This is a genomic window from Micromonospora sp. NPDC005299 (genome assembly GCF_042872345.1).
Classification (GTDB): Bacteria; Actinomycetota; Actinomycetes; order Mycobacteriales; family Micromonosporaceae; genus Micromonospora.
This window is the reverse complement of sequence record NZ_JBIAKG010000001.1, coordinates 416,014-438,323: the sequence shown is the minus strand read 5'-3', so window position 1 is coordinate 438,323 and position 22,310 is coordinate 416,014. Positions and strand designations below refer to the sequence as shown.

Below are 22,310 nucleotides of genomic sequence, written 5' to 3'. Positions count from 1 at the left end.
TGACGCCGGCCCGCCCTTCGCGCATCCAGTCCCCACCCCCACCCCCACCCCCGCCTCACGGCGTTGATCATGAAGTTATCGCCGTCCGCACCGGCGTGTCGTGGCAATAACTTCATGATCAACGCGGGTGGGTGGGCGGGCGCGGGTGGGGGGTGAAGGGGGTGCCCAGGTGCGGGGTGGCCAGGGTGAGGGGGGTGAGGGTGTTCAGGAGGGTTGTTCGGGAGGTGGCCGCCGTTGCTGGATCCTCCTCGTGGGCGTAGGCCAGGGTGGGGTCGATCAACTGGAGGGTGTGGACCAGGAGGTCGCCGGTCACCAGGAGGCGGTCGTCGCCGTCGTCGACCAGCACCGACTGGTGGCCGGGCGTGTGACCGGGGGTGCTCAGCACGCGTACCCCGGGGGTGAGGGTGGTGTCGCCGTCGACCACCCGGAGCTGGCCGGCGGCGCGCAACGGCCCCAGGAGCCGGGCCGGCAGCTCGGGGTGGAACAGCTCCAGCGCGGCCAGCTCGGCGCGCTGCACCAGGTGGTCCGCGTTCGGGAAGAGCAGGCCCGCCCAGCCGATGTGGTCGGTGTGCAGGTGGGTGAGCACCACGGTGCGGACGTCCGCCGGGTCGATGCCGGCGCCGGCCATTTCGGCTGGCAGCCGGCCGGGCACCGGCGCCCAACTCGCGGCGAGCGCGTCGACCGGGCCGATCCCCGCGTCAACCAGGGTGACCGGCCCGTCACCGGTACGCAGCGCGAACGCGCGGAACGGCAGCCACCAGCGACCGTCCGGGGTGACCGTGTCCGGGTCCCGTCGGTAGGCCTCGCGCCACTGCTCCGCGGTGGCGTCCGGGAACGCCTCGGCGCGCGGTTGGAAGAAGGGACCCGCCCCGTCGAGCAGGGCGGTGACCGTGATAGACCCGACCGTGTGAGTGAGCGGCATCCGGGAAGGATGTCACCGCGGCCCGTCGCGGGCGGCCCCGTTCTCCGGCGGGGTGAGGCCGGCTGGGGAGCCCCGGTCAGTTTCCAGTACGCTCGTACTGCTTGAGCACGTGTCCCCCGAGAGGAGCGCCGGCCGATGGCGAAGATCAAGGTAAACAACCCGGTCGTGGAAATCGACGGCGACGAGATGACCCGGATCATCTGGAAGCAGATCCGGGAGCAGCTGATCCTGCCCTACCTCGACGTCGACCTGCACTACTACGACCTGTCGATCCAGCACCGCGACGAGACCGACGACCAGGTCACCGTCGACGCCGCCAACGCCATCAAGGAGCACGGCGTCGGCGTCAAGTGCGCCACCATCACCCCGGACGAGGCCCGGGTGGAGGAGTTCGGCCTCAAGAAGATGTGGCGGTCGCCGAACGGCACCATCCGCAACATCCTCGGCGGCGTCGTCTTCCGTGAGCCGATCATCATGTCCAACGTGCCGCGGCTCGTCCCCGGCTGGACCAAGCCGATCATCATCGGCCGGCACGCCCACGGTGACCAGTACAAGGCCACCGACTTCGTCGTGCCCGGCCCCGGCAAGGTGACCGTCACCTACACCCCGGCCGACGGCTCCGCGCCGATGGAGATGGAGGTCGCCAACTTCTCCGGCGGCGGCATCGCCATGGGCATGTACAACTTCGACGAGTCGATCCGGGACTTCGCCCGGGCCTCGTTCCGGTACGGCCTGGACCGCAACTACCCGGTCTACCTGTCCACCAAGAACACCATCCTCAAGGCGTACGACGGCCGGTTCAAGGACATCTTCGCCGAGGTGTTCGAGAACGAGTTCAAGGCCGAGTTCGACGCGGCCGGCATCACCTACGAGCACCGGCTGATCGACGACATGGTCGCCGCCGCGCTCAAGTGGGAGGGCGGCTACGTCTGGGCCTGCAAGAACTACGACGGTGACGTCCAGTCCGACACCGTCGCGCAGGGCTTCGGCTCGCTGGGTCTGATGACCTCCGTGCTGCTCTCCCCCGACGGCCGCACCGTCGAGGCCGAGGCCGCGCACGGCACGGTCACCCGGCACTACCGGCAGTGGCAGAAGGGCGAGAAGACCTCGACCAACCCGATCGCCTCGATCTACGCCTGGACCCGGGGCCTGGCCCACCGGGGCAAGCTGGACGGCACCCCGGCGGTCACCGAGTTCGCGAACACCCTGGAGCAGGTCATCGTGGAGACCGTCGAGGGCGGCCAGATGACCAAGGACCTCGCGCTGCTCATCTCGCGGGACGCCCCGTGGCTGACCACCGACGAGTTCATGAACGCGCTCGACGAGAACCTGGCCCGCAAGATCGCGGCCTGACCGTCACCGTTCGCACCGGAGCCCGTCGGCCGTCGCCGGCGGGCTCCGTCGCGTCCGTGGCGTGGCGTCACCCGGGGCGGGGACGCCTCGTTGAACAGGGTGGACGTGATGCCAGTCCCGTCCAGGAAGGTTGACCGCGGTCGCCTCGCGGCTTGAGCGCCGAGCAGCCAACCTTCCCGGCTGTCGCGCACAGCCAGCCGTCCCTTCCCTCGCGGGGGGCCCTGTCCCGGGCCCCCCGCGCCCTGTTGTGGGGCGGGAGGTCAGGCGGCCCGGAGCAGTTCCGCGGCCCGCTCGGGGGCGATGTCGTTGATGAACACGCCCATCCCCGACTCGGAACCGGCCAGATACTTCAGCTTGTCCTTGGCGCGCCGGATGCTGAACAGCTGCAGGTGCAGGTGCCCCAGCTCCCGGTCGACGTGCACCGGCGCCTGGTGCCAGGCGGCGATGTAGGGCATCGGCAGGTCGAACAGCCCGTCGAAGCGGCGCAGCACGTCCAGGTAGAGCGGCCCGAAGGCGTCGCGCTCGGCGTCGTCCAGCGCCGGGATGTCGGGCACCGGGCGGTGCGGGGCCACGTGCACCTCGAACGGCCAGCGGGCCGCCGCGGGCACGTACGCCGTCCAGTGCTCGTTGCTCGCCACCACCCGGTCGCCGGCGGCGCGTTCGGCGGCGAGCACGTCGGCGTAGAGGTTGCCCCCGGTGCGCGCGGCGTGCCGGCGGGCGGCGGCCAACATGGTCCGGGTCCGCGGCGTGACGAACGGGTACGCGTAGATCTGGCCGTGCGGGTGGTGCAGGGTCACCCCGATCTCCACGCCCCGGTTCTCGAACGGGAAGATCTGCTCCACCCCGGGCAGCTCGCTCAGCGCGGTGGTGCGGTCGGCGATGGCGTCGAGCACGGTCCGCACCCGGCCGGGGGAGAGGCTGGCGAACGAGGCGTTGTGGTCGTCGGTGAAGCAGACCACCTCGCACTTGCCGCGCCCCGGCCGGACCGGGGTGAACGGCGTGATCTCCGCCGGTTCCTCGGCGACCCGCTGGCTCAGCGACGGGAACCGGTTCTCGAAGACGACCACGTCGTAGTCGGGGGCGGGGATCTCGCTGAGCCGGTCGCCCCGCGAGGGGCAGAGCGGGCACTGGTCGGCCGGGGGGAGGAAGGTCCGGGTCTGCCGGTGCACGGCGACCGCCACCCACTCGTCGGTCAGCGGGTCGTACCGGAGCTGCGACGCGTGCGGGGGCGGCGGAAGCTCCCGCCGGTCCGGCTGGTCGCGGACGGCGTCGTCCCGCTCGTCGAAGTAGATCAACTCGCGGCCGTCAGCCAGCTCGATCTGCGTACGCTTCACTCCGCTCCCTCCATGCCCGACACGATCACCAGTTCGCCAACCCTGTCCTCGAGTACCCGTCGCGCATCGGGTCCCAACCGGTCGTCGGTGACCAGCACGTCCGCCTCGTCCAGGCCGGCGATCGAGGAGATGCCGACCGTGCCCCACTTGGTGTGGTCGGCGAGCACCACCAGCCGGTCGGCGGCCGCCACCAGGGCCCGGTCCGTGTCCGCCTCCATGAGGTTGGGGGTGGTGAACCCGGCCCGCTCGCTGATCCCGTGCACGCCGAGGAAGAGCAGATCCAGGTGGAGCGCGCCGATCGCGGCCACGGCCAGCGGGCCCACCAGCGCGTCCGAGGGGGTGCGCACCCCGCCGGTGAGCACCACGGTCTGGTCCGGCCGGCCGCCGACGTGCAGGATCTCGGCCACCGGCAGGGAGTTCGTCACCACGGTCAGGCCCGGCACGTCGGTCAGGCGGCGGGCCAGTTCGGCGGTGGTGGTGCCGGCGGAGAGCGCGATCGCGGCGCCGGGGCGGACCAGTTCCGCGGCCCGGCCGGCGATGGCGGCCTTCTCGACGGACTGGCGGACCGACTTGGCGCGGAAGCCGGGCTCGTCGGTCGAGCCGGGGCCGGCCAGCGTCGCCCCGCCGTGCACCTTGGCGAGCAGGCCCTGGTCGTGCAGCGTCTCCAGGTCGCGCCGGATGGTCATGTCCGAGACGCCGAACTCGGTGGCCAGCTCGGTGACCCGGACGCCTCCGGCGGCGCGGACCCGTTCCAGGATGACCGCCTGCCGCTGTCGCGCCAGCACCCCGCCGTCACCTCCCGAATCCCGACCCGTCTCCAAGCGGTCGAACGTGTTTCAACAAAGACGAACACTACCGCGCAACGGAGGACAACGGAAGCAACGCGGAACCGCCGCCGTCCCGGGGCGGGACGGCGGCGGTCGGTCGTGCCGGAATCAGGCCGGCTGGAGGCGGGGCTCCACCCAACCGGTCTCGGTGAGGTGCTCCATGACCCGCTGGACCGCCTCCTCGACGGTCACGTCGGTGGTGTCCACCACCAGGTCGGCGTCGGTCGGCTCCTCGTACGGGTCGTCGATCCCGGTCATCCCGGTGATCAGGCCGGCCCGGGCCCGCGCGTACAGGCCCTTGCGGTCGCGCTGCTCGCAGACCTCCAGCGGAGTGGCCACGTGCACCAGCAGGAAGCCGGCCCCGGCCGCGTGCGCCATCTCCCGGGCGGTGCCCCGGGCGGCGGCGTACGGGGCGATCGGGCAGCAGATCCCCACGCCCCGGTGCCGGGCGATCTCGGCGGCCACCCAGCCGATCCGGCGCACGTTCAGGTCCCGGTCGGCTTTGCTGAAGCCCAGCCCGGCCGAGAGCTCCCGGCGCACCACGTCGCCGTCGAGCAGGGTGATGGTCCGGTCGCCGCCCTCGCGCAGCTGGTCGGCCAGCCCGCGGGCAATGGTCGACTTGCCGGAGCCGGAGAGGCCGGTCAGGAAGATCACCAGGCCGCGGTGCCGGCGCGGCGGGCGGGCGCGGGCCAGCTCCTTGGCCACCGCCGGCGGGGTGTGCCACTCGGGCAGCGGGAAGCCCCGATCCAGCAGGTCGTCGATCTCCTCCTGGCGGAGCGCGAGCCGCCGGTTGCGCGGCGGGATGTCCTCCCGCCAGCGCCACTGCCCGTCGCGGCTGTCGTAGGCCAGCTCGCGGGGCACCAGCACCCGCAGGCCGGCCCCGGAGAGCATCCCCTCGGTGGAGAGCAGGTGGGTGACCCCGTAGGCGGCGGCGACCCGGGCCCGGAGCAGCGCGTCGCTGATCTCGTCGCGCCGCCTGGCCAGCGGCACCGCCACCAAAGTGGCCGGGGGCATGCCCGAGCACGACGCCCTCCCACCCGACCTCTCCGCCGCCGAGCTGGTCACCCACCTCGGCCGGATCAGCGGGCTGCCCCGCACGGTCGCCCGGGAGCGGGCCTCCGAGGCGCTGCGCCACGTCGGCCTGCACGAGGAGCGGCACCGGGCCGTCGGTGGCTACTCCACCGGCATGAAGCAGCGGGTGAAGCTCGCCCAGGCCCTGGTGCACGACCCGGACCTGCTGCTGCTCGACGAGCCGACCAACGGCCTCGACCCGGCCGGCCGGGACGCCATGCTCGCCCTGATCCACCGGATCGGCACCGAGTTCGGCATCTCGGTGGTGGTCTGCTCGCACCTGCTCGGGGAGGTGGAGCGGATCTGCGACACCCTGGTCGCCATCGACGGCGGCCGGCTGCTGCGCGCCGACCGCATCTCCGCCATGACCACCGCCACCGACGTGCTCGCCGTCGAGGTGAGCGAGGGTACGGACGAACTGGCCACCCGGCTCGCCGCGCTCGACCTGCCGGTGTCCCGGGAGGGGCGGCTGCTGCTCGTCCCGCTCGCCGACGACGCCACCTACGACCTGATCATCGGCGCCGTCGCCGAGCTGGACCTGCCGCTGCACCGGCTCGACCAGCGGCGGCACCGGGTGGCCGAACTCTTCGCCACGAGGGAGCCCAGCCATGTCTGAGCCGACCGGCGTCATCCATGACATCGGCTACCAGCGCTACACCGGCCCGCGGCTCGGCCGCCGGCACGTGTTCGGCGCGCTCTACCTGCACGGCCTGCGCACCGCCTTCGGGCTGGGCCGCTCCGCCAAGGCGAAGATCTTCCCCTGGCTGGTGATGGGCATCGTGCTGATCGTCGCCGCCGGGCTGACCGCGGTACGCACCCAGACCGGCCAGGTCGTCATGACGTACGCCCAGTTCGCCGACGCGATGAGCTGGCTGGTCATCTTCTTCGTCGCGGTGGTCGGTCCGGAGCTGGTCTCCCGCGACCTGCACAGCGGCGTGCTGCCGCTCTACTTCTCCCGCCCGCTGCCGCGCGGCGACTACGCGCTGGCCAAGCTCGGGTCGCTGGTCACCGCGCTCTGGCTGCTGCTCGGGGCGCCGCAGCTCGTGATGTTCCTGGGCGCCGCGTTCACCACCAAGGACGGGCTGGGCGGGGTCTGGGACGAGCTGCTCGACCTGCTGCCCGGCCTGCTCTACGCGGCGCTCTGGGCGGTGGTCTTCGCCTCGGTCGGGCTGCTCATCGCCTCGCTCACCGGCAAGCGGGCGTTCGCGGCCGGCGGCATCGTGGCGGTGTTCCTGATGACCGCCCCGATCGTCGGCATCCTGTCGATCATGCCGTCCCGCACGGTCAACGAACTGGCGATGCTCGGCTCGCCCACCGCCCTGATCCATGCTGTCGGCCAGTACACCCTCGGCGACCTGCTTGTACCCGGTGGACAGACCGAAGATCAGATCGGCGGCTTCGGGCCGCTCTACGTGGCCGTCGCCGCACTGCTGGTGGCCGGCTGCGTCACCCTGCTGCTGCTGCGATACCGGAAGGTGGCCGCCCGATGACCACGATCAGCGCGGAGCCGGCGGCCCCGGCCACCCCCGCCTCCACCCTCGACCTGGCCGGCGTCTCCCGCTGGTACGGCAACGTGGTGGCGGTCAACGACGTCACCATGCAGTTGGGGCCGGGCGTGACCGGCCTGCTCGGCCCGAACGGCGCCGGCAAGACCACCCTGCTGCACATGATGGCCGGCTTCCTCTCCCCGTCCCGGGGCGAGGTCACCCTCGACGGCATGCCGACCTGGCGCAACCCCGACGTCTACCGGCGGCTCGGCCTGGTCAGCGAGCGGGAGGCCGTGCACAGCTTCCTCAGCGCGTACGAGTTCGTGCTGGCCAGCGCCAAGCTGCACCGGTTGCCCGACCCGGAGGCGGCGGCCCGGCGGGCCATCGCGCTGGTCGAGATGGAGGCGGCGCAGGACCGGAAGATCGGCACCTACTCCAAGGGCATGCGGCAGCGCACCCGGGTGGCCGCCGCCCTGGTGCACGACCCGCAGGTGCTGCTGCTCGACGAGCCGTTCAACGGGATGGACCCGCGGCAGCGGCTGCACATGATGGACCTGCTGCACCGGCTCGGCGACGCCGGCCGGACCATCCTGTTCAGCTCGCACATCCTGGAGGAGGTCGAGCAGGTCTCCGGCACCGTGCAGGTGATGGTCGCCGGCCGGCTTGCCGCCTCCGGCGACTACCGGACCATCCGTCGGCTGATGACCAACCGGCCGCACGTCTTCCGGGTCCGTTCCACCGACGACCGGGCCCTCGCGGTCGCGTTGATGGCCGAGGAGTCGGTGACCGGGGTGGAACTGGGCCGCGACGGGCTGACCGTGCAGGCCGGCGACTACGGCGCCTTCACCCGTGCGCTGCCGAAGATCGCGCTGGCCCGGAGCCTCCGGGTCCGGTCGCTGACGCCCGAGGACGAATCGCTGGAGAGCGTCTTCTCCTACCTGGTGGGGAGCTGAACGATGTCGACCGTTTCCTGGATCACCGCGCGCGGCCTGTTCGGCCGGCGCCGCTTCCTGCTGCTCCTCCCGCTGCCCGCGCTGCTGCTGGCGCTGGCGATCCTCTCCCGCTCGCTCGGCGTCGACCCGGGCGAGTGGGGGCCGGCCGTGCTGGTCGGGCTCGGCCTGGCCGTCGTGCTGCCGGTGGTCGCGCTGATCGTCGGCACCGGCGTGCTCGGCGCCGAGATCGACGACGGCACGGTGGTGCACATCCTCACCAAGCCGCTGCCGCGCTGGCAGATCGTCCTGCCGAAGCTGGCGGTGGCCGCCGGCGTCACGGCGGTCACCGTCGCCGTGCCGCTCTACGTCGCGGGCGTGCTCGCCCATTCGGTACGTCTCGGCCTGGCGCTCGCCGTCGCCGCGTCGGTCGGGGCGCTGGCCTACTGCGCGTTCTTCGTCGCGCTCAGCCTGCTCACCCGGCGGCCGGTGCTGCTCGGCCTCGTCTACGTGCTGATCTGGGAGGGGCTGCTCGGCAACTTCGTGAGCGGCACCAAGGTGCTCTCCATCCAGCAGTACGTGATCGCGCTCGCCGACCGGATCGCGCCGACCGAGCTGCTCGCCACGGACGTGTCGGTGCCGGTCGCTTCGGTGATGAGCGCGCTGATCGCGGTCGGCTTCACCGCCCTGGCGATCGACCGCCTCCGCTCGTTCAGCGTGGCCGGCGAGACCAGCTGACCCGGATGACAGGGCCCCGCCCGACGCCGCCGACCGAGGCGCGTCGAGCGGGGCCGGCCCGTGCCCGGGGAGGTGTCCGAGGTGGATCAGCGGGCACCGGGCTGCCGGCGTCACCCACCCGGGATGACGCCCACCTCTGGTAGCTTCCGGCGGCGAAAGCACGAGACAACGGGGAGAAACGATGCGCTCAACTCGGCTCGCACTGCTGATTCCGGCCACCGTGGCGGTGCTCGTCATGGCCGGCTGCGACGACGGCGACAAGCCGGCCGCGTCCGGTGGCACCGGCACGGCGACCACGGCCCCGGCCGCCGTGCCGAGCGCCACGGCGACCGCCGCTCCGGGCATGGACGCCGCCACGAAGTCCGCCTGCGCCACCATCGACAAGGACATCCAGACCGCGCTCAAGAAGGTCGCCTCGGCGGAGAAGATCGGGCCGCCGGCCGGGCACTCCGCGGTCAGCGCCCAGTACTCCGCGGGCGCGGCCTCGCTCTACGCGAACGCCTTCACCACCAGCACCGCCGTCAACGACGCCGTGAAGGACGTGGCGACCGAGATGTCGGAGCTGGCCGACACGTGGGCGACGGCGCCCAAGAAGGCGCCGAGCAAGACCGCGCTCACCAAGGCCGTGAAGCAGCTCGAAACCGCCTGCTCGGCCACCTGAGCCGGATCGCGCCGGGAAGGAGTGGCTGTCCGGCGACAACCACTCCTTCCGTCGGGCCGGCCGCGCGCGGCTCAGAACGCGCAGGCGATGACGAGTTCGGTGGTGCGGTCGGGGAGCAGGTCGAGCTTGGCGATCCGCCCCGCCGCCCGGACGTCGTCGGCCACCAGGGTGAGCCGCTCGAGCAGGGCGGCCGGTCCGAGTGCCTCGGCCAGCGGCACCTCCGCCTTCATCGACAGCTTCCGCTCCGACTTGGCCCGGCGCACCTGACCCAGCGCGTCGGCGGCCAGCCGCAGCAGCTCCGGATCACCCGGCCCCTGCACCGCCCGGCCCACCTCGTAGGTGGTCGGCCAGGGGGCCCGGTGCACGGAGCCGTAGCGCCACCACGACCAGACCTCCTCGGTGACGAAGGGCAGCACCGGCGCGAAGAGCCGCAACTGCACCGAGAGCGCGGTGGCCAGCGCCGCCCGGGCCGAGTCCGCCCCCGGCCCGGTGCCGTAGGCGCGCTCCTTCACCAGCTCGATGTAGTCGTCGCAGAACCGCCAGAAGAACGCCTCCGTGGCGATCAGCGCGGCTGTGTGGTCGTACCCGTCGAAGGCGGTGGTCGCGGTGGCGACCACGCCGGACAGTTCGGCGAGCATGGCGGTGTCCAACGGCGCGGTGGCCGGGGCCCGCAGCGCGTCGGCGGCGCCCAGCCCGAGGGCGAACTTTGAGGCGTTGAGCAGCTTCGTGGCGAGCCGGCGACCCACCTTGATCTGCGCAGAATCGAAGGCCAGGTCCATGCCGGGCTTGCCGTTGGCCGCCCAGTAGCGGACCGCGTCGGAGCCGTGCTGCTCCAGCAGGCCCATCGGGGTGACCACGTTCCCCTTGGACTTGGACATCTTCTTCCGGTCGGGGTCGAGGATCCAGCCGGAGAGCACCGCGTTCCGCCAGGGCAGCACGCCCTGCTCCTGGTGCGCCCGGACCACCGAGGCGAAGAGCCAGGTCCGGATGATCTCCTGGCCCTGCGGGCGCAGGTCCATCGGGAAGACCCGCCGGAACAGGTCCTCGTCGGTCTCCCAGCCGCCGACGATCTGCGGGGTCAGCGACGAGGTGGCCCAGGTGTCCAACACGTCCGGGTCGCCGACGAAGCCGCCCGGCGCCCCGCGCTGCGCCTCCTCGTAACCCGGCGGCGGATCGCTCGACGGATCGACCGGGAGCATCGACTCATCCGGTGTGAGACATTGGGACCAGTCCGGCTCGCCAGCGTCGTCGAGCCGGTACCACACCGGCACGGGCACGCCGAAGAAGCGCTGCCGACTGACCAGCCAGTCACCGGTCAGGCCGCCCACCCAGTGCTCGTAGCGGTGCCGCATGTGCTCCGGCACCCAGCGCAGCTCCCGCCCGCGGGCCAGCAGCTCCTCGCGCAGGTCGAGATCCCGGCCGCCGTTGCGCAGGTACCACTGGCGGGTGGAGACGATCTCCAACGGCCGGTCGCCGCGCTCGTAGAACTTCACCGGGTGGGTGATCGGGCGCGGCTCGCCCACCAGGTCGCCCGCGTCGGCGAGCAGCTCGACGATCGTGCGCCGGGCGCCGTTCACGGTCTGCCCCGCCAGCGCCGCGTAGGGCTCGGCGGGCACGCCGGCCGGCGGCTCCGGCAGCAGCCGCCCGTCCCGGCCGATCACCACCCGCGTGTCCAGCCGCAGCTCCCGCCACCAGGTCACGTCGGCCAGGTCACCGAAGGTGCAGACCATCGCGATGCCCGTGCCCTTGGCCGGGTCCGCCAGCGGATGCGCGCGCACCGGCACCTCGACCCCGAAGAGCGGGCTACGCATCGACGTGCCCACCAGATCCGCGTAGCGGTCGTCGTCGGGATGGCACACCAGCGCCACGCACGCCGGCAGCAGCTCCGGCCGGGTGGTGTCGATCAGCACCTCGCGCCCGCCCGGCCCGTGGAAGCGCAGCCGGTGGTAGGCGCCCGGCCGCTCCCGGTCCTCCAACTCGGCCTGGGCCACCGCGGTGGCGAACCCGACGTCCCAGAGCGTCGGCGCCTCCGCCTGGTAGGCCTCGCCCCGGGCCAGGTTGCGCAGGAACGCCCGCTGGCTGGTCGCCCGGGCCACCCGCCCGATCGTGGTGTAGGTCAACGACCAGTCCACCGACAGCCCGAGCCGCCGCCACAGCGCCTCGAAGACCTTCTCGTCCTCCGCGGTGAGCACCTCGCACAACTCGATGAAGTTGCGCCGGGAGATCGCCACCGGGTCCTTCCGGGCCGCCTCGCTCACCGGCGCGGCCGGCGGCTGCCAGCCCGGGTCGTAGGGCAGCGCCGGGTCGGGGCGCACCCCGTAGACGTTCTGCACCCGTCGCTCGGTGGGCAGGCCGTTGTCGTCCCAGCCCATCGGGTAGAACACCGTCCGGCCCCGCATCCGCTGGAACCGGGCCACCGTGTCGGTGTGCGTGTAGGAGAAGACGTGCCCCATGTGCAGCTCGCCCGATACGGTCGGCGGCGGGGTGTCGATCGCGTAGACGTCCGACCGCTCCTTCGTGCGGTCGAACGCGTACGTTCCGTCCTCCTGCCAGCGGCGCGCCCAGGTCTCCTCGATGCCGTCCAGGGTCGGACGCTCGGGGACGCCGGCGCGGGCCGTCCTCGCCGTGTCGGTCATCAGCCGATCGTAGGCAGCCGACCCCGGCCGCTCCACGACTTTCGGCCTCGTGGCGGTATCCGGCACCACCGTGGACGAGACCGGGCGCACGCCGTCGGGGACGCGATCCACACTGGTCCGCGTCGCCGCGTTCGGCCGGCTGCCCGGCACCCGTCGAGATCTTGGGCGCAAGCACCGTCCTCCGAGGCGGGGTCACGGTCGGTGCGCCGGCACGGCGACGACGGCGAGGGCCGGGACCATCGGTCCGGCGACGGACGAGGCGAGGGCCCCGGGCATCGGCTCGGCGGCCGAGGCGGACCGTGGTCGGGAGGCGGTTGCTCAGATCAGCGAGTCGCGCCACTGGCGGTGCAGGGCGGCGTACCGACCGCCGGCGGCGGCCAGCTCGGCCGGGGACCCGTCCTCCACGATCCGCCCGCCGTCGAGGACCAGCACCCGGTCGGCGATCTCCACGGTGGAGAGGCGATGCGCGATCACCAGCGCGGTGCGGTCCCGCAGGACGCTGCGCAGCGCCCGCTGCACCAGGCGCTCGGTCGGCACGTCCAGCGACGAGGTGGCCTCGTCGAGGATGAGGACCCGGGGGTCGGCCAGGAACGCCCGGGCGAACGCGACGAGCTGCCGCTGCCCGGCGGAGAGCCGGCCGCCCCGCCGGTGCACGTCGGTGGCGTACCCGTCGGGGAGCGCGGCGATGAAGTCGTGCGCGCCGATGGCCCGGGCGGCGGCCTCCACGGTCGCGTCGTCGGCGTCCGGGCGGCCGAACCGGATGTTCTCCGCGACCGAGCCGCTGAACAGGTGGTTCTCCTGCGTGACCAGCACCACGGCCCGGCGCAGCTCGGCGTCGGCCAGGTGGCGCAGGTCGACCCCGTCCAGGCTGACGGTGCCGGACGCCGGGTCGTGGAACCGGGCCAGCAGCTTGGCGATGGTGGACTTGCCGGCGCCGGTCGGCCCGATCAGCGCGACGGTCTGCCCCGCCGGCACCGTCAGTTCCAGCCCGGACAGGATCGGCGCCTCGGGCCGGTAGCCGAAGTGGACGCGGCGGAACACCACCCCGCCCCGCCCCGGTCCGGCGGGCAGCGGCACCGGCCGCGCCGGTTCGGCCACGGCCGGCCGCTCGTCGAGCACCCCGGCCAGCTTCTCCAGCGCGGCCGTGGCCGACTGCAACGCGTTGTAGAACTGGCTCAGCTCCTCCATCGGCTCGAAGAACCGGCGCAGGTAGAGCAGGAACGCGGCGAGCACCCCGACCTCGGTCCGCCCGCCCAGCACCCGCCAGCCGCCGTAGCCGAGCACCGCCGCGGCGGTCAGGTTGCCGATCAGTCGGATGCCCGGCGAGTAGACCGCGATGAGCCGGAACGCGCGGAGGCTGGCCTGCCGGTAGTCGTCGTTCACCGTTGCGAAGATGCGCTGGTTGCGGGGCTCCCGCCGGTAGGCCTGCACCGCCCGGATCCCGCGCAGCGACTCGACGAAGTGCACGATGACCAGCGCCACCGCCTCGCGGGTCCGCCGGTACGCCCCGGCGGAGGCGCGGGCGAACCAGCGGGACAGCCAGAACAGGAACGGGAAGGCGAGCAGGGTGACCGCGGCCAGCGGCAGGTCCAGCCAGAGCAGGATGCCCGCCACCGACAGCACCGACAGCGCGGCCATCACCAGCTTGTCGATCCCGCCGTCGACCAGTTCGGCGATCGAGTCCAGGTCGCTGGTCAGCCGGGACACCATCCGGCCCGAGGTGTAGCGCTCGTGGAAGCCGACGTCGAGGCGGAGGAAGTGGCCGTACACCCGTTTGCGGAGGTCGAGCAGGACGGCCTGGCCGATCCGGGCGGCGAGGGCGAGGAAGGCGCGCCGGGTGGCGTACTCGATGCCGGTGGCGACGACGAACGCGGCGGCGACGGCGACCAGCGGGCCGGCGTCGCCGGCGCGCAGCGGCCCGATGCCCCGGTCGATGCCGAGCATCACCAGGTACGGGCCGGCCATTGCGGCGGCGTTCTGGGTCAGCAGCAGGGACACCGCCACCCCGAGCCGGGCCCGGTGCGGGCGGAGCAGGTCGCGGAGCAGGGCCCGGCTGCGGGCCCGGAGCCGGGCCACCGCCTCCGGCGACGAGTCCTCGGCCCGGCTGCGGTCGGCGTCGGGGTCGGTGGCCCGGCCGCGCCACCGGGACAGGTCCAGGTCGGGATCGCCGCGCTGCCGGGGCAGGCCGGGGTCGCCGCGCTGCCGTGGTACCCGGGGTGGCCCGGCGGCTCCGGTCACGACCGCACCAGGCCGACGCCGTCCGCCCGCCGCTCCGGCTCGGCGGAGAGGACCGCCCGGTAGGCCGGGACCCCGGCCAGGAGTTCGGAATGGGTGCCCACGGCGACGATCCGGCCGCCGTCGAGCAGCGCCACCCGGTCGGCGAGCGCCACCGTGGACGGCCGGTGCACCACCAGCAGCGCCGTGGTGTCCCGCAGCACCCGGCGCAGGGCCGCCTCGACCAGCGCCTCGGTGTGCACGTCGAGTGCGGAGAGCGGGTCGTCGAGCACGAGCAGCGCGGGCCGGCCGAGCACCGCCCGGGCCAGCGCCAGCCGCTGCCGCTGCCCGCCGGAGAGGGAGAGCCCCTGCTCGCCGACGCGGGTGGCCAGCCCCCACGGCAGGTCGTACGCGAATTCCGCCTGGGCCAGCGCGAGCGCGGCCCGGACCTCCTCCTCGGCGGCCTCCGGCCGGCCCAGCGTCAGGTTCTCCCAGACCGACATGGAGAACAGGGTCGGCTCCTCGAAGGCCACCCCGACCAGCCGGCGCAGCGAGCCGAGCCGCAGGTCGCGCAGGTCGTGCCCGTCCAGGGTGACCCGGCCGCCGGTCACCTCGTGCAGCCGGGGGACCAGGGACAGCAGGGTGCTCTTGCCGCAGCCGGTCGCCCCGACCAGGGCCAGCGTCTCGCCCGGCTCCACGGTCAGCTCCACCTCGCGCAGCACGGGCAACGGGCTGCCGGGGTAGCGGAAACTCACCCGCTCGAAGCGGAGCCGGCCGCGCACCTCGGTGCGGTCCAGCGCGCGGGCGTGCGGAGCGTCGACGATGGACGGCCGGGTGTCGAGCACCTCCTGGATCCGGTCGGCGGCGGTCGCCGCCTCCTGCCCGTTCGCGATGATCCAGCCGAGCGACTGCACCGGCCACACCAGCATGAGCTGGAGGCTGACGAAGGCGACCAGTTCGCCGATGCTGAGCCCGCCCCGGGCGACGGCGGCGGCGCCGGCCACCAGCACCACCCCGAGGGTCAGGTTGGGCACCAGGTCGAACAGGGCGGAGGTGCGGGCCAGCAGCCGGGCCTTGCGGATCCCGGTGTCGTGCAGCCGGCGGGCGCCGGTGGCGAACCGGCCGGCCAGTTCCGGCCCCCGCCCGTACGCCCGCATGGTGCGCAACCCCTGGGCGGTCTCCTCGACCAGCGTGGCCACGTCGCCCTGCTGGTCCTGCATCCGCCGGGACGCCGCGTGGTAGTGCCGGGCGAACCGGCGGCTGATCAGGAACAGCGGGACGGCGCTGGCCCCCACCAGCAGGCCGAGCCAGGGGTGCAGCCGGATCAGCAGCACCACCACGGCGGCGTAGGTGATCAGGTTGAGCACCAGGAAGAGCAGGCCGAAGGAGAGGAACCGGCGGATCACCGACAGGTCGCTGGTGATCCGGGAGAGCAGTTGGCCGGACTGCCACCGGTCGTGGAAGTCGGTCGGGAGGCGCTGCAGGTGGGCGTAGATGTCGGCCCGGATGGCCGCCTCCATGCCGACCGAGGAGGAGGACTGGGTCCACCGCCGGATGAAGATCAGCACTGCCTCGGCCAGGCCGAGCAGCAGGGCGAGGGTGCCCAGCCGGAGCAGCCCGGCCGGGTCGTGCCGGGCCACCGGCCCGTCCACCACCCGCTGGACCACCAGGGGTACGGCCAGGCTCGCCGCCGTGGCGGCCAGGGCGGCGAGCAGCAGCCAGGCGAACTCCGGCGCGTAGGGGCGGAGGTAGGGACGCAGTCGCCAGAGGTTGCGCAGCGGGCGGGGACGGGCGTCGTGACACGCCGCGGGGTTGCCGTCGCTCTGCGCAGGCACTACCCGACGGTAGCGGCAGGGGGCGACAGTACGGGTGTCAGCTAGCCGTCACCCGTCCCTCATGCCCGAGAAGCCACTTCTTCACGTCCAGCCCCCAGCGGTAGCCGCCGAGCGTGCCGTCGGTGCGCAGCACCCGGTGGCAGGGCACGAAGAGCGCGGCGGCGTTGCGGGCACAGGCCGCCGCGGCGGCGCGGACCGCCGCCGGCCGCGCGGCCAGCGCGGCGAAACCGGTGTACGTCACCGGGTCGCCCGGCTTGACGTCGCGCAGCACCTGCCAGGCCTGTGCCATGAAGGCGCCGCCGGTCTGCTGCTCGACCGGGACGGTGTCGATCGCGGTCAGCTCCCCGGCCAGGTAGGCGCGGACGGCCGCGGTCACCGGGCCCAGGTCGGCCCGGTCGCGCAGCGCGCCGCGCAGTCCGGGGTGGACCAGGGGTACGAGGGTCGCCGGGTCGGCGGTGAAGCCGGCCGCGCGTACCGCCCCGTCGGGTACGGCGAGCACGCTCAGCGGGCCGGCGGGGGTGTCGATGACGGTGCTGTCCAGTGTGGTCATGCCGCTCTCCAGAGTCGGATCACCGCGTACGACCGCCAGGGGCGCCAGCGGTCCGCGTACGCGTGCAGGGTCTTCGGGTCGTCGGGCAGGCCGAGCGCGGCGGCGCCCCGGCGTACGCCCAGGTCGGTGGGGAGGAGGACGTCGGGGTCGCCGAGCGCGCGCATGGCCACGTAGCCCGCGGTCCACGGCCCGACCCCGGGCAGCGCGGTCAGCCGCCGTACCGCCTCCTCCCGGTCCCCACCCGGTGCGAGGTCCAGTTCCCCGTCCGCGACGGCCCGCGCCACCGCCCGGATCGTCTCCCGCCGCGCCCCCGGCATCCGGAACGCGCTGTCCGCCGCCCCGAGCACCTCCTCCGCGCTCGGAAACGCCCGCAACCCCACCGGTCGATCATGAGGTTGGCCGTGGTCTTGGAGATCGACTTCGCCGTCAACCTCATGATCGACGGGCCGGGCGGTGGCCGTGAGGAGGTGGGTCAGGGTGGTTCGTGCCGAGCGGAGGGAGATCTGCTGGGTCGTGATGGCGCGGACGGCCATCTCGAAGCCGTCCACGGCGTGCGGGAGGCGGACGCCGGGTTCGGCGGCCACCGCGGGGGCCAGGACGGGGTCCGCCGCCAGGGTGGCGTCGACCGCGGCGGGGTCGGCGTCCAGGTCGAGCAGCCGCCGGCAGCGGGCCACCGCCGGGGCCAGGTCGCGCATGTCGGCCAGCCGCAGGGTGGCGGCCACGTGCCCGTCGGCCGGGGCCAGCGACACGGTGCCGGGCCCGTGCGGCAACCGCAACCCCCGGTGGTACGCCCCGTCGCGGACCTCCTCGACACCGGGCAGCGCGCGCAGCGCCAGGAAGTCCAGCAGCGCCCCCGCGTGCAACGGCGGCCGGTACGCCAGCCGCAGCGTGATGGTGCCCGCCCCGCCTACCGCCCGCCGGCCGCCCCGGCTGACCCGCAGCTCGGACGGGGTGGCCCCGTACACCTCGCGGACGGTGTCGTTGAACTGCCGGACGCTGCCGAACCCGGCGGCGAACGCCACCTCGGCCAGCCCCAGCCCGGTGGTCTCGATGAGGATCCGGGCGGTCTGCGCCCGCTGCGCGCGGGCCAGCGCCAGCGGCCCCGCGCCCAGTTCGGCCCGGAGCATCCGGTGCAGGTGCCGCTCGGTGTAGCCGAGCCGCGCCGCCAGCCCCGGTACGCCGTCCCGGTCGACGACCCCGTCGGCGATCAGCCGCATCGCCCGCCCGACCACGTCGGCCCGGACGTCCCACTGGGGCGAGCCCGGGGCGGCGTCGGGGCGGCAGCGGCGGCAGGCCCGCAGCCCGGCGCCCTGCGCGGCGGCGGCGGACGGGAAGAACCGGACGTTCTGCCGCTTCGGCGTCGTCGCCGGGCAGGACGGCCGGCAGTAGATCCCGGTCGACGTCACGCCGGTGTAGAACCAGCCGTCGAACCGCTGGTCGCGGCTGTCGACGGCCCGGTAGCACCGCTCGAAGTCGAGTTCCATGACACCGATCCTGCCTCGCAGGTCGGGCCGTCGGCTGGCGGGATTCGGACGCGGCCGTGCGCGACCGCCGTCAGCGCTCGAAACCGGGACCCGGGAGCGGCCTTGCGCGGTCGCCTATCACCCGGCGCGGCCGGTGAGTGGAACGCCATGGAGGTCACCGGGGGCGGGAAATGTCCATGCGGTTCCGGGCGGGGATCGGGTCGACCCGGCCGGGCGCCGTCTGCCGGGGCAGTGACGGCGCCCGCCGGGTCGCCGGGGTCAGCGGCGTGGGCTGGGGGACGGGGTGGGCCAGGGGCCGGGCACGCCCGGGCCGCCACCGGGGCCCTCGGGGGAGGGGACCGCGGTCGGCTCGCCCGGCCGGCTCGGACTCGGCACGGGCCGGCCCGGCCGGCCCGGCGGCGAGGCGCTGGGCACGGGGGCCGTCGGGTCGCCGGGCGGGCCCGGCACGGCGGTGGGCGGACCGCTGGGCGACGGGACCACGGTGGGTTCGGCGGGGGACGGGGACGGGCCGGCGGGGGTCGGGGGCGCCGACGGGGCGGCCGGGCGGGGAGCGTCCCCGCCGCCGGCCGCCAGGGCGATCGGCGCGCCGATCAGCACGGCGGCCACCACGCCCGCCGCGCCGAGTGTCACCGTGGTCCGCCGGCGGTTCCGGGACCGGCGCTCCGCCGGGGTCAACTGGTCCTGCACTCTGGGTGCCTCCTCGGCAAGGTCGGAGAGGGTGGCGCGGATGAGGTCCTCGAAGGGCGTGGTCACCGCCGTACCTCCAGGAGTTCGACGTCCGGCATGAGCTGGCGCAGCCGGGTCACCGCCCGGTGGGTCCGGCTGCGTACCGTGCCGACCGTGCAGCCCAGCGCCTCGGCGACCTGGGTCTCGGTGAGGTCCTCGTAGTAGCGCAGGACCAGCACCGTGCGCTGGGCCGGCGGCAGCAGCCGCAGCGCCGCCCGCATCGCCAGGCGTACGTCGGTGCCGCCGCTGGGGTCCGGCTGGACCGCCTCGTCGGCCCCGGTGAGCGCCGTCTCCCGGACTCGTCGCAGCCGCCGCCACCAGCTCACCTGCTCCCGGTACATGACCGTGCGCAGGTAGCCCTCCGGGTCGGCGTGCCGCAGCGTCCGCCACCTCGGGATGGTCTTGGCCAGCGCCGACTGGAACAGGTCCTCGGCCGCGTGCCGGTCGCCGGTGAGCAGGTACGCCACCCGCATCAGGGCCGGCGTGCGGCTGGTCACGAACTCGGCCAGGCGGGCCCGGTCGTCCTCGTCCACCCACCCTCCCGCTCGTCGTCGTCACCAATACAGACGCCCCAGCTCACGGCAGCTATCCCTGTCGTGGCAACGGATTCCGCCGACGAAAGTGTCGGTAGTGGTCGGTACCGTCGCGCCACCAACTCAAGAAAAGGTGCGGGGCATGGTGAGCGTGGCCGGGCGGGGTGTCCGCTGATGCGGTCGGGGCGGGCACGGCTGGACGCTGCGGTGGTGCAGTGCTTCTACGACCGGATGCGGGTGGTGGCGCCGGCCGCCTACGGGGCGATCGAGCGGGACCGGGCCGACGACCCGGGACGTGTCTTCGCCGACACCGCCTGCGGTCGGCTGGTCGGCTCGCTCGACCCGGCCGGGCTGCGCGCGCTCGGCATGTGGGCGCACCACTGGTGCATGCGCTTCTACGACGACGACACTTGGGTCGGCCTGCGGCTGGTCCGGGAGCTCGCCGGCCGGGCCAGGCTGGGCTGGACGGTCGACGAGGTGCGCTGGCTGCTCGACCAGTCGCACGCGGCCGCGCCGTCCGCGGCGCACCGGTTCACGCTGCCGCTCGCGGCGGCGGCGGAACTGCCGCCCGGGGCGCTGCCCGAGGGCGTGGCGGCCGATGTCCCGGTCGACGACTGGCGCCGGCTGCGCGCCGGTTGACGGGCGCATCCACCGGGCGCGGCCAGTCGCGGCAGTTGGCCGGGCAGCGACCGGCCGGCGCCTGGAACGGGGGCGGCCGCTCCCGTGAGCTGGCCGGGCAGCGCCGGCTGACCGCCCCGCTCGCCCGGCGCGACCCGCCCGGGGAGCTGGCCGAGCACCATGGCGGCGATCGCCACCGCGAAGCCGGCGAGCTGGGTCGGGCTGAGCGCCTGCCCGAGCACCAGCCAGCCGAGGGTCGCGGCGGTCAGCGGGCTGAGCGCGCCGAGCACCGACACCCGGGTGACCGGCAGTCGGGCCGCGCCCCGGAACCACAGCGCGTACGCCAGCGCGGTGCCGGCCAGCCCGAGCCACGCGTACCCGAGCAGGGCCGGCCCGTCCGGCGCGGGCGGCGCGCCCTCGACGGCGGCGGCGACCGGCACGATCAGCAGGCCGCCGGCGACGAGCTGCCAGCTGGTCGCGGCGAGGGTGCCCACTCCGGGCGGCCGGCCCCAGCGGCGGGTGAGCACCAGGCCGGCGGCCATCGCCGCGGTGCCGGCCAGGCCGGCGGCGACGCCCAGCGGGTCGAGGCCGGCGCCCGGCCGCAGCACCACGAGGGCGACCCCGGCCGGGGCGGCGAGCGCGGCGAGCAGCGCCGGCCGGCCGGGCCGGTCCCGGAGCAGGGCGACGGTGAGCGCGGCGACCAGCAGCGGTTGGGCGGCCCCGAGCACGGCCGCGGTGCCGCCGGGCAGCCGGTACGCGGCGACGAAGAGCAGGGGGAAGAACGCCCCGATGTTGAGCGCGCCGAGCAGGGCGGCCCGCCCCCACCAGACACCGTGTGGCCGCCGGCGGGTCAGCGCGAGCAGCAGGAGGCCGGCCGGCAGGGCGCGGATCGCGCCGGACCAGAGTGGCCGGTCGGCGGGCAGCAGCTCGGCGGTGACCAGGTAGGTGGTGCCCCAGGTGGTCGGGGCGACGGCGGTGAGCGCGATGTCGGTCCAGCGGCGGGCCACGACGACCTCCTTTCCTCGCTGCTAAGTAGCTTAGCTCTAAGCTAATCAGTGCCGAGTGAAAGCGGAAGTGCGACGTGGGGCACAATCGACAGCCGTGGCAACCGACGACGTGGACCTGATCGTCGAGCAGTGGCGCCGGGAGCGGGCCGGCATGCGGCCCGAGCCGATGGCCGTCTTCGGCCGCATCTACCGACTGGCCCGGCTGGTCGGCGACCGCCAGGAGAAGGTGTACGCCGGCTGGGGCATCGGCCGGGGCGAGTTCGACGTGCTCGCCGCGCTGCGCCGGTCCGGCGCGCCGTACACCCTGGCGCCGAAGGCGCTCGCGGCCTCGCTGATGCTCACCTCCGGCGGGATGACCGGCCGGCTCGACCGGCTGGAGCGGGCCGGGCTGGTCCGGCGCTCGCCCGACCCGGCCGACCGGCGGGCGCTGCGGGTCAGCCTCACCGACGCCGGACGCCGGGTGATCGAGGAGTCGGCCGAGGCCGGGCTGGAGGTGCAGCGGCGGATCCTCGACGCGCTGCCCACCGCCGACCAGGACCGGCTGGCCGATCTGCTGCGCACACTGCTCGCCGCGATCGAGGCGGAGCCGGCGGATCGGGCAGGATGATCTCCATCAGCACCGACCGGAAGGACGGCCATGCCCGCCAGTGAACCGACCATCGTCGCCACCAGCATGGGTTTCTTCAGCCGGCACCGCGGCCCGTGGGACGCCCGGCCCAGCCAGCTCTTCGACCTCATGGCCGAGCTGGCGCAGGCCGGCGACGCGCCGCGGGTCTGCTACCTCAACCAGGCGGTCGGCGACCAGCCCACCTCGTTCACCGTCTTCTACGGCGCGTTCGCCGGCACCCGGTTCCGCCCCTCCCACCTGGCGCTCTACCCGATGCCCAACGTCGAGGACATCCGCGCCCACCTGCTCGCCCAGGACATCATCTGGGTCGGCGGCGGCAGCGTGGCCAACCTCTGCGCCGTGTGGCGGGTGCACGGGCTGCCGGACATCCTGCACGAGTGCTGGCAGGCCGGCGTGGTGCTCGGCGGGGTCTCCGCCGGGTCGATCTGCTGGCACCTCGGCGGCGCCACCGACAGCTACGGCCCCAGCCTGCGCGCGTTCACCGACGGGCTCGGCTGGCTCCCGTACGGCAACGGCGTGCACTACGACAGCGAGGACCAGCGCCGGCCGCTCATGCACCGGCTGGTCGCCGACGGCACGCTGCCGACCAGCCACTGCACCGACGACGGGGTCGGGCTGATCTACCGGGGCACCCGGCTGGCCGAGGCGGTCGCCGACCGGGAGGGCGTGGCCGCGTACGAGCTGGTTCGCGCCGAGGACGGCACTGTGCGGGAGACCCGGATCGAACCCCGGTTGCTGCCCGCCCGGCCCGCCTGAC

General features: G+C 74.2%; 18 protein-coding genes and 3 pseudogenes. 9 read left to right on the top strand and 12 right to left on the bottom strand.

Translation table 11 applies throughout. The features are described from left to right. Positions 1-118: 118 nt before the first annotated feature. Entirely contained in the window at positions 119-922 is an 804-nt protein-coding gene (locus ACFYPD_RS02105; RefSeq protein WP_387107793.1) for an MBL fold metallo-hydrolase, read from the bottom strand. 135 nt (positions 923-1,057) lie between these two features. Here ACFYPD_RS02105 and ACFYPD_RS02100 point away from each other — a divergent pair, with 135 nt between their 5' ends. Then, positions 1,058-2,275, top strand: coding sequence for an NADP-dependent isocitrate dehydrogenase (locus ACFYPD_RS02100; RefSeq protein ID WP_387107791.1), 1,218 nt, complete (start codon positions 1,058-1,060; stop codon positions 2,273-2,275). A gap of 260 nt (positions 2,276-2,535) precedes the next feature. On the opposite strand, the gene galT is transcribed toward ACFYPD_RS02100, so the two are convergent. The 3 genes and pseudogenes from galT to cysC all read right to left on the bottom strand — a co-directional run. Further along, positions 2,536-3,609 carry a galactose-1-phosphate uridylyltransferase gene (galT, locus tag ACFYPD_RS02095; RefSeq protein WP_387107789.1) on the bottom strand — a complete coding sequence of 358 codons (1,074 nt, stop codon included), beginning with the start codon at positions 3,607-3,609 and terminating at the stop codon, positions 2,536-2,538. After that, on the bottom strand, positions 3,606-4,394 hold the full coding sequence (locus ACFYPD_RS02090) for a DeoR/GlpR family DNA-binding transcription regulator (RefSeq protein ID WP_387107787.1): 789 nt from the start codon (positions 4,392-4,394) through the stop codon (positions 3,606-3,608). Before ACFYPD_RS02090 ends, galT begins: the two co-directional genes overlap by 4 nt. A 150-nt stretch (positions 4,395-4,544) precedes the next feature. Continuing rightward, positions 4,545-5,450 (bottom strand): annotated as a pseudogene (gene cysC / locus ACFYPD_RS02085) (adenylyl-sulfate kinase); the annotation flags it as partial. Here cysC and ACFYPD_RS02080 point away from each other — a divergent pair. The 5 genes and pseudogenes from ACFYPD_RS02080 to ACFYPD_RS02060 form a co-directional block, all read left to right on the top strand. After that, positions 5,443-6,123 (top strand): annotated as a pseudogene (locus tag ACFYPD_RS02080) (ATP-binding cassette domain-containing protein); the annotation flags it as partial. The pseudogenes cysC and ACFYPD_RS02080 sit on opposite strands and share 8 nt — an antisense overlap. Continuing rightward, positions 6,116-6,997 carry an ABC transporter permease gene (locus ACFYPD_RS02075; protein ID WP_387107785.1) on the top strand — a complete coding sequence of 294 codons (882 nt, stop codon included), beginning with the start codon at positions 6,116-6,118 and terminating at the stop codon, positions 6,995-6,997. The pseudogene ACFYPD_RS02080 and the gene ACFYPD_RS02075, both read left to right, overlap by 8 nt. Then, positions 6,994-7,947 carry an ABC transporter ATP-binding protein gene (locus ACFYPD_RS02070; RefSeq protein WP_387107782.1) on the top strand — a complete coding sequence of 318 codons (954 nt, stop codon included), beginning with the start codon at positions 6,994-6,996 and terminating at the stop codon, positions 7,945-7,947. The genes ACFYPD_RS02075 and ACFYPD_RS02070 overlap by 4 nt, the downstream gene beginning before the upstream one ends. Positions 7,948-7,950: 3 nt before the next feature. Next, positions 7,951-8,661, top strand: coding sequence for an ABC transporter permease subunit (locus ACFYPD_RS02065; RefSeq protein WP_387107779.1), 711 nt, complete (start codon positions 7,951-7,953; stop codon positions 8,659-8,661). Positions 8,662-8,842: 181 nt separating this feature from the next. Next, positions 8,843-9,322 carry a hypothetical protein gene (locus tag ACFYPD_RS02060; protein WP_262283917.1) on the top strand — a complete coding sequence of 160 codons (480 nt, stop codon included), beginning with the start codon at positions 8,843-8,845 and terminating at the stop codon, positions 9,320-9,322. A gap of 71 nt (positions 9,323-9,393) precedes the next feature. Here ACFYPD_RS02060 and valS read toward each other — a convergent pair whose 3' ends face one another. The 7 genes from valS to ACFYPD_RS02025 form a co-directional block, all read right to left on the bottom strand. Beyond that, positions 9,394-11,958 carry a valine--tRNA ligase gene (gene valS, locus ACFYPD_RS02055; RefSeq protein WP_387107778.1) on the bottom strand — a complete coding sequence of 855 codons (2,565 nt, stop codon included), beginning with the start codon at positions 11,956-11,958 and terminating at the stop codon, positions 9,394-9,396. 318 nt (positions 11,959-12,276) lie between these two features. Further along, a complete protein-coding gene (locus ACFYPD_RS02050) occupies positions 12,277-14,142 on the bottom strand; it encodes an ABC transporter ATP-binding protein (RefSeq protein ID WP_387109144.1) in 1,866 nt (621 codons plus the stop codon). 50 nt (positions 14,143-14,192) lie between these two features. Beyond that, entirely contained in the window at positions 14,193-16,007 is a 1,815-nt protein-coding gene (locus ACFYPD_RS02045) for an ABC transporter ATP-binding protein (RefSeq protein ID WP_387107775.1), read from the bottom strand. Positions 16,008-16,044: 37 nt separating this feature from the next. Beyond that, positions 16,045-16,557, bottom strand: coding sequence for a methylated-DNA--[protein]-cysteine S-methyltransferase (locus ACFYPD_RS02040; protein ID WP_387107772.1), 513 nt, complete (start codon positions 16,555-16,557; stop codon positions 16,045-16,047). Further along, on the bottom strand, positions 16,554-18,041 hold the full coding sequence (locus tag ACFYPD_RS02035; RefSeq protein WP_387107769.1) for a DNA-3-methyladenine glycosylase 2 family protein: 1,488 nt from the start codon (positions 18,039-18,041) through the stop codon (positions 16,554-16,556). Before ACFYPD_RS02035 ends, ACFYPD_RS02040 begins: the two co-directional genes overlap by 4 nt. A gap of 258 nt (positions 18,042-18,299) precedes the next feature. Further along, a complete protein-coding gene (locus ACFYPD_RS02030; RefSeq protein WP_387107766.1) occupies positions 18,300-18,794 on the bottom strand; it encodes a hypothetical protein in 495 nt (164 codons plus the stop codon). Further along, positions 18,791-19,300: a SigE family RNA polymerase sigma factor gene (locus ACFYPD_RS02025; protein ID WP_387107764.1), complete on the bottom strand. Its 510-nt coding sequence runs from the start codon at positions 19,298-19,300 to the stop codon at positions 18,791-18,793. The genes ACFYPD_RS02030 and ACFYPD_RS02025 overlap by 4 nt, the downstream gene beginning before the upstream one ends. Positions 19,301-19,474: 174 nt before the next feature. Between ACFYPD_RS02025 and ACFYPD_RS02020 the strand changes: the two genes are divergently transcribed. Beyond that, the gene (locus ACFYPD_RS02020; RefSeq protein WP_387107762.1) at positions 19,475-19,939 is read left to right on the top strand and encodes a hypothetical protein; all 465 of its coding nucleotides are present in this window, start codon (positions 19,475-19,477) and stop codon (positions 19,937-19,939) included. 212 nt (positions 19,940-20,151) lie between these two features. On the opposite strand, the pseudogene ACFYPD_RS02015 reads toward ACFYPD_RS02020, so the two are convergent. Beyond that, a pseudogene (locus ACFYPD_RS02015) lies at positions 20,152-20,925 on the bottom strand (EamA family transporter); the annotation flags it as partial. A gap of 94 nt (positions 20,926-21,019) precedes the next feature. Here ACFYPD_RS02015 and ACFYPD_RS02010 point away from each other — a divergent pair. Both ACFYPD_RS02010 and ACFYPD_RS02005 read left to right on the top strand, forming a co-directional pair. Then, positions 21,020-21,532 carry a MarR family winged helix-turn-helix transcriptional regulator gene (locus ACFYPD_RS02010; protein WP_387107759.1) on the top strand — a complete coding sequence of 171 codons (513 nt, stop codon included), beginning with the start codon at positions 21,020-21,022 and terminating at the stop codon, positions 21,530-21,532. Between the two features lie 30 nt (positions 21,533-21,562). After that, the gene (locus tag ACFYPD_RS02005; RefSeq protein WP_387107757.1) at positions 21,563-22,309 is read left to right on the top strand and encodes a Type 1 glutamine amidotransferase-like domain-containing protein; all 747 of its coding nucleotides are present in this window, start codon (positions 21,563-21,565) and stop codon (positions 22,307-22,309) included. The last annotated feature ends 1 nt before the right edge of the window (position 22,310 follow it).

Bases quoted from the DNA above. Each gene is read 5' to 3' on its own strand.
- ACFYPD_RS02020 (WP_387107762.1), top strand. From the start codon at position 19,475: ATGCGGTCGGGGCGGGCACGGCTGGACGCTGCGGTGGTGCAGTGCTTC.
- ACFYPD_RS02040 (WP_387107772.1), bottom strand. From the start codon at position 16,557: ATGACCACACTGGACAGCACCGTCATCGACACCCCCGCCGGCCCGCTG.
- ACFYPD_RS02060 (WP_262283917.1), top strand. From the start codon at position 8,843: ATGCGCTCAACTCGGCTCGCACTGCTGATTCCGGCCACCGTGGCGGTG.
- ACFYPD_RS02100 (WP_387107791.1), top strand. From the start codon at position 1,058: ATGGCGAAGATCAAGGTAAACAACCCGGTCGTGGAAATCGACGGCGAC.
- ACFYPD_RS02035 (WP_387107769.1), bottom strand. From the start codon at position 18,041: ATGGAACTCGACTTCGAGCGGTGCTACCGGGCCGTCGACAGCCGCGAC.
- ACFYPD_RS02070 (WP_387107782.1), top strand. From the start codon at position 6,994: ATGACCACGATCAGCGCGGAGCCGGCGGCCCCGGCCACCCCCGCCTCC.
- ACFYPD_RS02075 (WP_387107785.1), top strand. From the start codon at position 6,116: ATGTCTGAGCCGACCGGCGTCATCCATGACATCGGCTACCAGCGCTAC.
- ACFYPD_RS02005 (WP_387107757.1), top strand. From the start codon at position 21,563: ATGCCCGCCAGTGAACCGACCATCGTCGCCACCAGCATGGGTTTCTTC.
- ACFYPD_RS02065 (WP_387107779.1), top strand. From the start codon at position 7,951: ATGTCGACCGTTTCCTGGATCACCGCGCGCGGCCTGTTCGGCCGGCGC.
- valS (WP_387107778.1), bottom strand. From the start codon at position 11,958: ATGACCGACACGGCGAGGACGGCCCGCGCCGGCGTCCCCGAGCGTCCG.
- ACFYPD_RS02105 (WP_387107793.1), bottom strand. From the start codon at position 922: ATGCCGCTCACTCACACGGTCGGGTCTATCACGGTCACCGCCCTGCTC.